The 10,488-nt window shown below is 67.5% G+C and carries 10 protein-coding genes and 1 riboswitch; of the genes, 5 read left to right on the forward strand and 5 right to left on the reverse strand.

Features of this window, described 5'->3' with window-relative positions; translation table 11 throughout:
• The first annotated feature begins 324 nt into the window (after positions 1-324).
• Positions 325-1,083: an HAD-IIA family hydrolase gene (locus NE2_RS34180; RefSeq protein WP_051756585.1), complete on the forward strand. Its 759-nt coding sequence runs from the start codon at positions 325-327 to the stop codon at positions 1,081-1,083.
• Between the two features lie 64 nt (positions 1,084-1,147).
• Here NE2_RS34180 and NE2_RS34185 read toward each other — a convergent pair whose 3' ends face one another.
• The 5 genes from NE2_RS34185 to NE2_RS34205 all read right to left on the reverse strand — a co-directional run bounded on the left by NE2_RS34185 (position 1,148) and on the right by NE2_RS34205 (position 4,580).
• Positions 1,148-1,615 carry a MarR family winged helix-turn-helix transcriptional regulator gene (locus tag NE2_RS34185; RefSeq protein WP_030516630.1) on the reverse strand — a complete coding sequence of 156 codons (468 nt, stop codon included), beginning with the start codon at positions 1,613-1,615 and terminating at the stop codon, positions 1,148-1,150.
• Positions 1,612-2,238 (reverse strand): type 1 glutamine amidotransferase family protein, encoded by a 627-nt coding sequence (locus NE2_RS34190; RefSeq protein ID WP_063032867.1) that lies wholly within the window; start codon positions 2,236-2,238, stop codon positions 1,612-1,614. The genes NE2_RS34185 and NE2_RS34190 overlap by 4 nt, the downstream gene beginning before the upstream one ends.
• 46 nt (positions 2,239-2,284) lie before the next feature.
• Positions 2,285-3,499 carry an O-succinylhomoserine sulfhydrylase gene (locus NE2_RS34195; protein ID WP_063032869.1) on the reverse strand — a complete coding sequence of 405 codons (1,215 nt, stop codon included), beginning with the start codon at positions 3,497-3,499 and terminating at the stop codon, positions 2,285-2,287.
• A gap of 40 nt (positions 3,500-3,539) precedes the next feature.
• Positions 3,540-3,962 (reverse strand): rhodanese-like domain-containing protein, encoded by a 423-nt coding sequence (locus NE2_RS34200; protein ID WP_063032871.1) that lies wholly within the window; start codon positions 3,960-3,962, stop codon positions 3,540-3,542.
• Positions 3,963-3,980: 18 nt separating this feature from the next.
• A riboswitch (SAM riboswitch) is annotated at positions 3,981-4,094 on the reverse strand.
• 54 nt (positions 4,095-4,148) lie between these two features.
• Positions 4,149-4,580 (reverse strand): Rv0361 family membrane protein, encoded by a 432-nt coding sequence (locus NE2_RS34205; protein ID WP_063032873.1) that lies wholly within the window; start codon positions 4,578-4,580, stop codon positions 4,149-4,151.
• A 264-nt stretch (positions 4,581-4,844) separates the two neighbouring features.
• Here NE2_RS34205 and NE2_RS34210 point away from each other — a divergent pair, with 264 nt between their 5' ends.
• The 4 genes from NE2_RS34210 to NE2_RS34225 form a co-directional block, all read left to right on the forward strand.
• Complete coding sequence (locus NE2_RS34210) at positions 4,845-6,248, forward strand: FAD-dependent oxidoreductase (protein ID WP_063032875.1); 1,404 nt, start codon at positions 4,845-4,847, stop codon at positions 6,246-6,248.
• 49 nt (positions 6,249-6,297) lie between these two features.
• Positions 6,298-7,182: an amidohydrolase family protein gene (locus NE2_RS34215; protein ID WP_063032877.1), complete on the forward strand. Its 885-nt coding sequence runs from the start codon at positions 6,298-6,300 to the stop codon at positions 7,180-7,182.
• Positions 7,183-7,292: 110 nt separating this feature from the next.
• Positions 7,293-8,393 (forward strand): CaiB/BaiF CoA transferase family protein, encoded by a 1,101-nt coding sequence (locus NE2_RS34220; protein WP_063032879.1) that lies wholly within the window; start codon positions 7,293-7,295, stop codon positions 8,391-8,393.
• Positions 8,394-8,522: 129 nt separating this feature from the next.
• The coding region (locus NE2_RS34225) for an ATP-binding protein (RefSeq protein ID WP_063032883.1) at positions 8,523-10,488 on the forward strand (1,966 nt) is incomplete at its 3' end.

The raw sequence follows: 10,488 nt of genomic DNA on the forward strand, positions 1-10,488 counted from the left end.
TGGTCCGAATTGTTCTGCCGACGCCTTGTATCCCAGTTTGAGATCACTCACTGCGCCACTCCTGTTCGCCGTCACGTGCGTGCTTGGGCCGGCTCCCGGGCGGGAGACGACCGCGTCGACCGAGTGCAGCGCCGGACGGGTGTCCCGAATTCCTGTCCCGCCTGTCCACAGCGCGGCAAGCTGCGGTCGCATTCGACCATAACCAGAGCGAATTCCGCGGCCGCCGCGCGTACGACCTACCGGAACGTCACATCGCTACCGCTGATAGCCCACAATTGGCTCGTGACTGCCGACAGCGAACCGATTCTGTCCTACCTGACCGATATGGACGGCGTGCTGGTGCACGAGGATCACCTCATTCCCGGCGCCGACGCGTTCCTGACGGAGCTGACCGAGCGTGAGATTCCGTACCTGGTCCTGACCAACAATTCCATCCGCACCCCGCGCGATCTCCAGGCCCGCCTGCGCCGGATCGGCCTGGACATCCCGGCGTCCTCGATCTGGACCTCGGCGACCGCGACGGCCACCTTCCTGAACGAGCAGCGTCCCGGCGGGACGGCATACGTGGTGGGCGAATCGGGATTGACGACCGCCCTGCACGAGATCGGCTACGTGCTGACCGACAGCGATCCTGATTACGTCGTCCTCGGTGAGACGCGAACCTATTCGTTCGAGGCGATCACCACCGCGATCCGGCTGGTCGAACGCGGCGCCCGGTTCATCGCCACCAATCCCGACCCCACCGGGCCCTCCCGCGAGGGCGTGCTGCCCGCGACCGGTTCCGTGGCCGCCCTGATCACCCGGGCCACCGGGCGCGACCCGTACTACGTGGGGAAACCGAATCCGCTGATGATGCGCTCGGCGCTGCGGCAGATCGGCGCGCATTCGCAGTCGGCGGTGATGATCGGCGACCGGATGGACACCGATGTGATCGCCGGACTCGAGGCGGGCATGCGCACAGTCCTGGTGACCTCGGGGATCTCCACCCGGGCGTCGATGGAACAGTTCCCGTACCGGCCGACGCTGGTGATCGATTCGGTGGCCGATCTCGTCGGCCGCACCGAGAATCCGTTCGCGGCCTGAGCGGGAAGGTCCGGCCGGCGCACCGGAGGTACGCCGGCACGGTACTTTCCGGCGCGGGATTCCGTCAGTCCGGACTTCCGCCGCGCTCTCCGGATTCCAGCGCCTCCAGCGCGGCCGACAGATCACCCAGCGCATCCACCACCTCGGCGAACCGCTGCGAACCCAATTGTCGCGCAAGCTGTTTCGCCATGACAGCATGCTTCGGGGTGATCCGGCGGACGGCAGCGTAGCCCGCATCGGTGATCGCCACCAGCTTCGCGCGCCGATGCGACGGATTGGGCCGGTATTCGGCCAATCCCTTGCCCACCAGTAGATCCGCGATGCGCTGCACGCTCTGGCGGGTGATACCCATCTCCCGCGCGATCCCCGATACCGGCAGCGGTTCGTGCAGCACCGCACCCAGCACCTGCCACCAGGCCGCGGTGATCTCCGCCGGTTTCGCCAATTCCTCTGCGATCGTGAGGAATTGACCGTTCAGTTTGAAGGTCGTGATCGCCGCCGCGGAGAACAGTTCGGCGTCACCGCGGCTCATGCCGGCTCGACCGCCGCGGCCTGCAGGGCGAAGAACCCGCTCGGATCCCGGTCCGCGTAGAGCCGATACCACGCATCCAGGACGGCCGGCTCGAACAGATCCAGCCGCGCGAAGATGTGGCGTGCGAAGTCGATCGGTGCGATGCCGCTCGCGGTGATCAGATCGCCGTCGGTCACCGCCGGCTCGTCCACATAGTAGTGCGCTCCCGAATATCCGGTCGAGGCGAGATTGTCCGCCGCGTTGCCGGTGTGCGGACGAGCGTCGAGCAGGCCCTGTTTCGCCAGGCCGTAGGTCGCACCGCAGATCGCCGCGACCGGTACGCCGGCCTTCAGGAAGTCTCCCGCCGCCTGGGCGAACGGCGCGAGTTGCCCGTCCTCCCAGATGTCGGCGCCGGGCAGGATCAGCATCGCGCTGTCGGCCGGGGAGAGCTGGTCCAGAGTGAGATCGGGAACCACGCGCAATCCGCCCATCGAGGTGACCGGCGCGGTGGTGGCGCCGACCGTGCGAATCTGCCGGCTTCCCGGCTCGCGCTGCATCAACGGGCGATTGATGCCGGCCGTCACGTAGCTCGGCTCCCAATCCGCGAACGTGTCGTACACCGCCACATGAACCGTCTCAATCATGACAGCATGCTGTCATGATTGACAGCGTGCTGTCAACGCCCGACGGTCAGCTCAGCGCCTGCTCCAGATCACCGAGCAGATCCTCCACATCCTCGAGACCGATCGAAATGCGCAGCACGCCGTCGGTGAGTCCCACCGCCGCACGGCCTTCCGGCCCCATCGCACGATGCGTGGTGGTCGCCGGATGCGTGATCAGGGTCTTGGCGTCGCCGAGGTTGTTGGAGATGTCGACGATGCGCAGCCGGTTCAGCACCTCGAAGGCCCGCTTCTTGCCCTCGTCGGGGCCCGCGGCGAGTTCGAAGGTCACCACGGTGCCGCCGCCGGACATCTGCGAGGTCGCCAGCTCGTGCTGCGGATGCGAGGCCAGGAAGGGGTACTTCGTCCAGGCCACGCCCGGATGCTGTTCCAGGAACTCCGCGACGGCCAGCGCGGACTGTGTCGACTGACGCACCCGCAGCGGCATCGTCTCCAGTCCCTTCAGCAGGGTCCAGGCGTTGAACGGGCTCAGCGCCGGGCCGGTGTGGCGCATCAGATTCTTGACCGGCCCGTTGATGTAGTCGCTCGTGCCGAGGATCGCACCGCCGAGGACGCGACCCTGTCCGTCGATGTGCTTGGTGCCCGAGTAGACCACCACATCGGCGCCGAGGTCGAGACTGCGCTGCAGCAGCGGCGTCGCGAACACGTTGTCCAGCACGACCTTCGCGCCGGCGGCATGGGCCAGTTCGCTCACCCGCCGCACGTCGACGAGGGTCTGCATCGGATTCGAGGGAGTTTCGAAGAACACCGCGGCCGTCGGCCGCGAGAGCGCCTGCTCCCACTGGTCGAGGTCCTCACCGTCGACGAAGACGGTCTCCACGCCCCAGCGCGGCAGGATCTCGTTGCACACCACGAAACAGGAACCGAACAGGCTGCGCGCCGCCACCAGCCGATCGCCCTGTCCGAGCAGCGCGGCCAGCGCGGTGAACACCGCGGACATGCCGCTGGCGGTGGCGAAGCACGCCTCGGCGCCCTCGAGCAGCCGCATCCGCTCCTCGAACATCGCGACCGTCGGATTGCCGTAGCGCGAATAGACGAAATGCTCGATATCGCCGGTGAAGGCCGCCTCGGCCGCCTCAGCGCTCTCGTAGACGAATCCGGACGACAGATACAGCGCCTCGGAGGTCTCCTCGAACCCGGAGCGGCGCAGCCCGCCGCGCACGCCCAGGGTCGCCGGTCCCACACCCTCGGGCAGCGGCCGATCGAATGCACCGCCGGTGATCATGACTGCCTCCACGAAAAGAATTGCCGCACAACAGATCCGCTCACGACTGCCGCCACGGCAGGCCGAGTGCGCGCCAACCGGCGCCGCCGCGATGCCCCTCGGCATCCAGCGGACCCTCGAAACCCTCGAGCACGTTGTAGGACGGCGCGAAACCGGCCGCCGTCGCCGCCGTGGCCGCACCGATCGAACGCTGCCCGGACCGGCACAGGAAGATCACCGGGGCATCGCTGTCGCCCGCGCGATCGGCCAGCAACTGCTTCAACTGCTCCACGAATACGGGGTTGGGTGCGCCGGTGCCGTCGACCCATTCGATGAGGGCGGTCGGCCGCTCGATCGAGGTGGTGTCGGGCACTCCGACGAACCGCCATTCGGCCTCGGTGCGCACATCCACCAGCACCGCATCCGGATTGTCGCGCAACAACTCCCACGCCTGCCCGGGCGTGATGTCACCGGCGTAGCTCACTTGTCGAACCTCCTACGGAATCCGCACTTGCCGCGTCCGGTCGGACCGCGGCCAGGTCGTCACCCGGAGCACCCCACCGCGGAGGAGGGTTGCCGACCAGCGAGCCGGGGCTTACCGCTGGTACTCATGACCTGAACCGAGAATGCCTGGTCACAGGCCCGATTGTCAAACATGGACAGCGGCGGCTCAAGGGTTGACGCACACCAGCCAGGTGCCGTTCTCGCGACTGAAACTCCAGTTCGCCGCGGTCTTGCGACCGTCGATCTGGCTGGTCACCGACGCCGTCGCGTGGTCGCCGTCGATGTGCACCGCGTCGACTCCGGCGATCTCCACCTTCTTGCCCGCCGAGTCGGCGCCCAGCGGCGACTTCTTCTCGTCGAACCCGGTGCATTCGGTGGTCTTGCGCCGGTCGGCGTCGGAATCGCTTCTCGCCGTGGCGAAGTTGCGCGCCGCGATGGCGACCCGATCCGGATCTGTGAGATTGTTCTCAACCGGGCGGGTGATTCCGAGGATGACGACGGCGAGCACCGCCAGGACGGCGATGGCCGCGGCGATCAGGAACGGCTTCGCCGACCGCGTCGTGTCGCGCTGATCGATCGAGGTAGCCGGATCATTCATGCCTGCATCATCCCCGGCGGGTCGAAGTGTCGAAGATCACGCCCGCATTTCGCGCGGATACCGGGAATAGCGGCGGTGTGTGCCACCGATAGAATCACCAGAACTCCGGCCACATCCGGTGCACGGATCGGGAGAGCTCCGCGCGGCAACGAGGCAGCATCGGCGGAGCAGTCGGGCAGGCGCCCGGCCCGCACGTCAACTTAGCCTAAGCTAAGAAGGACGGCTGACAAGACGAGAGTTTTCGACCAAAGGGTGCGCGTAGAGATGACCGAACACGCTGGAACGAATAGCGGCGCGGGCGACCGCCCCCTGCGCATCGCGATCGTCGGTGCCGGACCGGCCGGAATCTACGCCGCCGACGCGCTGATGAAGTCCGACGTGGAGGCGAGTATCGACCTCTACGAGCGCATGCCGGCCCCGTTCGGTCTGATCCGCTACGGCGTCGCACCCGACCACCCGCGCATCAAGGGCATCATCACCGCCCTGCACAAGGTGCTCGACAAGCCGCAGGTCCGCCTGCTCGGCAATATCGACTACGGCAGCGACATCAACCTCGAGGACCTGCGTCGCTTCTACGACGCGGTGATCTTCTCCACCGGCGCCAACGCCGACCGTGCCCTGGGTGTCCCGGGTATCGAACTCGACGGCAGCTACGGCGCCGCGGACTTCGTCTCCTGGTACGACGGCCACCCGGACGTGCCGCGTACCTGGCCGCTCGACGCGGAGAAGGTCGCCGTCCTCGGTGTCGGCAACGTCGCGCTCGACGTGGCCCGCGTACTCGCCAAGACCGGCGACGAACTGCTGCCGACCGAGATTCCGCCGAACGTCTACGAGGGCCTGCGCAACAACAAGGCCGTCGAGGTGCACGTCTTCGGCCGCCGCGGTCCCGCCCAGGCCAAGTTCACCCCGCTGGAACTGCGCGAACTCGATCACTCGCCGAATATCGAGGTGATCGTCGATCCGGAGGACATCGACTACGACGAGGGTTCGGAGGCCGCGCGCCGCCACTCCAAGCAGGTCGACATGGTCTGCAACACCCTCGAGCAGTGGGCCATTCGCGACGTCGGCGACCGCCCGCACAAGCTGTTCCTGCACTTCTTCGAATCCCCGGCCGAACTGATCGGCGAGGACGGCAAGGTGGTCGGCCTGCGCACCGAGCGCACCACTCTCGACGGCACCGGCAACGTCAAGGGCACCGGAACCTACAAGGACTGGGACGTCCAGGCGGTATACCGCGCCGTCGGCTACCTGTCGCAGAACATCCCGCAGCTGCCGTTCGACGACCAGGCCGGCACCGTGCCGAACGAGGCTGGACGCGTGCTCGTCGACGAGGGCGCCGACGGCGCCGCCCGCTACCTGCCGCAGACCTACGTCACCGGCTGGATCAAGCGCGGCCCGGTCGGCCTGATCGGCCACACCAAGGGCGACGCCAACGAGACGATCGCCTGCCTGCTCGACGACGCTGCCTCCTTCACCCCGGCCGCCGAACCCGATCCCGAGGCCGTGACGAAGTTCCTCGAGGACAAGGGCATTCCGTTCACCACCTGGGCCGGCTGGTACCGCCTCGACGCCCACGAGCGCTCGCTCGGCGAGCCCGAGGGCCGCGAGCGCGTCAAGGTCGTCGAACGCGAGGACATGCTGCGCGCGAGCGAGCCGCACAAGGTCTGAACACCACGCCGGATCCGCATTCGTCACCGACCTGAGGCATGCTGATCACGTGTTCGATTCACACGTTCACATCATCGACCCGCGGTATCCGCTGGTCGAGAATCAGGGCTACCTGCCGGAGCCGTACACCATCGCCGACTATCGAAAGCGCATGGCGCACTTCGATGTCGACGGTGGTGCGGTGGTGAGTGCCTCCTTCCAGGGCACCGACTCGACGTTCATGATCGCCGCGCTGGCCGAACTCGGGCCGAACTGGGTCGGCGTGATCAATCTGCCTTCGGAGGTCACCGACGAGCAGATCATCGAACTGGACCGGGCCGGGGTGCGGGCCATCCGGTTCAATCTCAAGCGCGCCGCGGTCGACATCGTCACGCTGACCATGCAGGCCGTGCGCGCCTACGAACTCGCCGGCTGGCATGTCGAGCTGTACATCGACGGATCCATGCTGGGCTCGCTGGAACCGGTCATCTCCAAACTGCCGGCGCTGAGCATCGACCACATGGGCATGTCCGACGAATGCCTGCCCTATCTGCTGAATCTGGTCGATCGCGGGGCCCGGGTGAAGGCGTCCGGGTTCGGGCGGGTGTCGATGGATGTGGAATCGGCGATGCGGCGGGTGCACGCGGTCAATCCCGGTGCGCTGATGTTCGGCTCCGATCTGCCGGGCAATCGAGCCGGACGGCCGTTCCGCGATGCCGATATCGAGATCATCGGCCGGGCCGTCGGCGCGGACATGTACCGGGTGCTCGAGGACAACGCCCGCGCCTGCTACCGGCTGCCGGTGAAGGTCCGTTCGGCCGAGGATCCCGTGCCGACGCTGCCGATTCCGCGCACCGAACCGCCGACGCTGCGGCTGCGCCGCTCGGAACTGCCCCAGCCGCCGGGACGGAACCAGCCACCGAACCGGACGCGACCGCTGCGAATCATCGAATAGCCGCACACACCGCACCCGGATGCCGTGCGTCACATCCACCGCTTATTGTCGTAGTGTCAACACCGGCGCGCGCCGCCGGTCGCAGGATCGACGACGAACCGAGGTAGGGCGTGAGCACTTCATCCACCACCACCGGGCAGGGCCCACTCGCGGGCATCAAGGTTCTGGAGCTGGCCGGAATCGGCCCCGGCCCGCACGCGGCACTGCTGCTGGCCGATCTGGGCGCCGATGTGGTGCGCGTGCAGCGCCCCGGCCAGCTGCCGGGATTCATGGAACGACCGCAGTGGCGGGGACGCACCATCGTCGAGGCCAATCTCAAGGATCCCGCCGATATCGAGAAGGTGCTCGGCCTGATCGACAAGGCCGATGTGCTGCTGGAGGGTTTCCGGCCCGGTGTCACCGAGCGGATGGGACTGGGCCCGGACGTCACCCTCGAGCGCAACCCGCGCCTGATCTACGGCCGGATGACTGGGTGGGGACAGTACGGCCCGCTCGCCGACCGCGCCGGCCACGACATCAACTACATCTCGCTGACCGGTGTACTCAACGCCATCGGCCGCAAGGGTGAGCGCCCGGTCCCGCCGCTGAACATGGTCGGCGACTTCGGCGGCGGTTCGATGTTCCTGGTGATGGGCGTGCTCTCCGCGCTGGTGGAGCGGTCGATCTCCGGTAAGGGCCAGGTGATCGACGCCGCGATGATCGACGGTGCGCTCTCCCTCTCGCACATGATCTGGGGTATGCGCGGCATGGGCCTGTGGTCGGACGAGCGGGGCACCAACCTGCTCGACACCGGTATGGCCTTCTACGACACCTACGAGACCTCCGACGGCAAGTACATGGCCGTCGGCTGCATCGAACCGCAGTTCTACGCCGAATTCCTGAAGGGCCTCGAGATCGACCCCGAGGGCCTGCCGATGCAACTCGACCCCAACGGCCAGGACCAGCTGCGCAAGCTGTTCACCGAGAAGTTCAAGACCAAGACCCGCGACGAATGGGCCGCGATCTTCGACGGCACCGATGCCTGCTGCACCCCGGTCCTCACCTTCACCGAGGCCACCGCAAACGGCCATATCGCCGCCCGCGAATCCCTGGTCGAGATCGACGGCGTGGTCCAGCACGCCCCGGCCCCGCGCTTCTCCCGCACCCAGGGCGGCACCCCCACCCCGCCTCCCTCGGCCGCCACGGCCATCGACGAGATCTGGGCGAACTGACCCGGCGCCCCGGTGGCGAGCGCCGCCACCGGGGCGTTCCCGGCATGCCGGCATTTGCGCTGGATAGGGCTGCGGCCGTTCGCGGTTCGTTCATTCCGCGCAAATTCGCCAAGGCACTACAGTAATTTCATGGCTCGGAACTGGCCGATGATCGAGCGCGGTGGCGAATTGGAGTCGATTCGCGCCGCGTTGACCGGCACCGAATTCGTCGGCGCGATCCTGACCGGCGACGCGGGGGTGGGGAAGACGACCCTGGCGCGGCAGGCGACGGCCGCGGTGGGCGGGAGTGTGCGCTGGGTGGCGGGCACCGAGTCCGCACGCAGTATTCCGCTCGGCGTGTTCGCGCATATGGTCGGCGTGTACACAGCGCACGACCCGGTCACGTTCATGGCCGCCGCGCGGGAGGCGCTGCTGGCCGACGGCGACACCATCATCGGCGTCGACGATGCCCACCTGCTCGATCAGCTCTCGGCAACATTGCTGCTGCAGTTGGCCATCGACAAGGCCGCGCGGATCGTCTGCACGGTACGCAGCGGGGTGCAGGTGCCGGACGCCGTGACCTCGCTGTGGAAGGACGGGCATCTGCTGCGGATCGACCTCACGCCGTTCTCCGAACCGCAGAGCGTCGAACTGGTCGAATCCATGCTCGGCGGGCAGCTGGAGGGGTTCACCGCCAATCTGATGTGGGAATCCTCCGGCGGCAATGCCTTGTTCCTGCGTCATCTCGTGGAGGGCGCGCTGGAGGCGGGCACGCTGCGACAGGTCAACGGGGTGTGGCAGCTGCGCGGGCGGGCGGCGGTGACCTCGGAACTGGCGGCATTGCTGGAGGATCGCGTCGAGCAGCTGCCGGAGTCGGTGCTTCGCGTCCTGGAACTGCTCACCTTCTGCGAGCCCATCGATCTCGACGTGCTGGCCGAACTGGCCGGCGAGGATGCGGTCGAACAGGCCGAAACCCGTGGCGTGATACGGATCGTCGAGAACGGTCACCAGTTGCTGGTGCGCTACAACCATCCGCTGTTCGGTGAGGTGATCCGGCGGCGGCTGGGTATCGCCTCTGCCCGCCGGCTCCGGGGCCGGTTGTATTCGTCGCTGCGGGAGCGGCCGATCAAATCCGCCTCCGATCGCATCCGGCTGGCCGAATTGGCTTTGGACAGTGACAAATCCGCGGATCTGGAGTTGTTCGAGGCGGCTGCGGCCGATGCCATCGGGCTGGCGAACATCCCCCTCGGTGAACGGTTCGCGCGCGCGGCGGTGGAGCGCCGAGGCGGTGTCGAGTCCGCGGATCTGCTGGCGCGCGCACTGCTGTGGCAGGGACATCGCATCGAGGCCGAACGCACCCTGGCCAGTTTCGATCCGGATCAGTTGAACGAGGTGCAGCTGGCCCGCTGGGGCAGTACCCGCGTCTCGAATCTGTTGTGGGCCATGGGCGATGCCGACCGGGCCGACGAGGTGCTGTCCCTGGTGCGCAGCCGGGTCCGGCATCCGAAGATCGTCCTGACGTTGCAGGGCTTGGCTTCCGCGTGCGAGGTGAACGAAAACCGTTTGGAAGAGGCCTTCACCGACGCCGAGGCGGTGATGTCCACACCGGACGCCCCGGCCTGGGCGGTGTGGTGGGCATCGTTCGGCGGCGGTCTGGCGCTGGCGCTGATGGGCCGCAGTGCGGCCGCGCGCGAATACACTCTGCGCGGCCATCAGGTCGAGGAGCAGGTCGACGGGCCGACGCGCTTCATGTCCGCGCACGCGGAGGTGCTGGCGCTCACCTTCACCGGTGAACTGGAGGCCGCACGTCGCTGTGCCTCCGGCTATTTCGGATATTCGGCGCCGGGACAGTACCTGGCCTGGGGCCTCTCGAAGATCCTGCAGGGCACCGTCGACGTGGCACAGGGGCACTTCCCGGAGGGTGTCGAGAATCTCGAACAGGCGCTCGCGGCGCTGACCGCCGAGGGCGCCGCCGCGTGGATGTTCCCGGCGAGAATCCGTCTCGCCGAGGCCTATTCGGCCTTGGGCCGGGCCGCGGAGGCCGCCGAGACGATCGCCGAGGCGCGGCTGCGCGGTGGCCGGCACAGTGCGGTCTACGAACCGCAGCTCGAGATCG

The sequence above is a fragment of the Nocardia elegans NBRC 108235 genome (assembly GCF_001612845.1).
Taxonomy (GTDB): Bacteria; Actinomycetota; Actinomycetes; order Mycobacteriales; family Mycobacteriaceae; genus Nocardia; species Nocardia nova.

Bases quoted from the DNA above. Each gene is read 5' to 3' on its own strand.
- NE2_RS34205 (WP_063032873.1), bottom strand. From the start codon at position 4,580: ATGAATGATCCGGCTACCTCGATCGATCAGCGCGACACGACGCGGTCG.
- NE2_RS34190 (WP_063032867.1), bottom strand. From the start codon at position 2,238: ATGATTGAGACGGTTCATGTGGCGGTGTACGACACGTTCGCGGATTGG.
- NE2_RS34210 (WP_063032875.1), top strand. From the start codon at position 4,845: ATGACCGAACACGCTGGAACGAATAGCGGCGCGGGCGACCGCCCCCTG.
- NE2_RS34185 (WP_030516630.1), bottom strand. From the start codon at position 1,615: ATGAGCCGCGGTGACGCCGAACTGTTCTCCGCGGCGGCGATCACGACC.
- NE2_RS34195 (WP_063032869.1), bottom strand. From the start codon at position 3,499: ATGATCACCGGCGGTGCATTCGATCGGCCGCTGCCCGAGGGTGTGGGA.
- NE2_RS34180 (WP_051756585.1), top strand. From the start codon at position 325: ATGGACGGCGTGCTGGTGCACGAGGATCACCTCATTCCCGGCGCCGAC.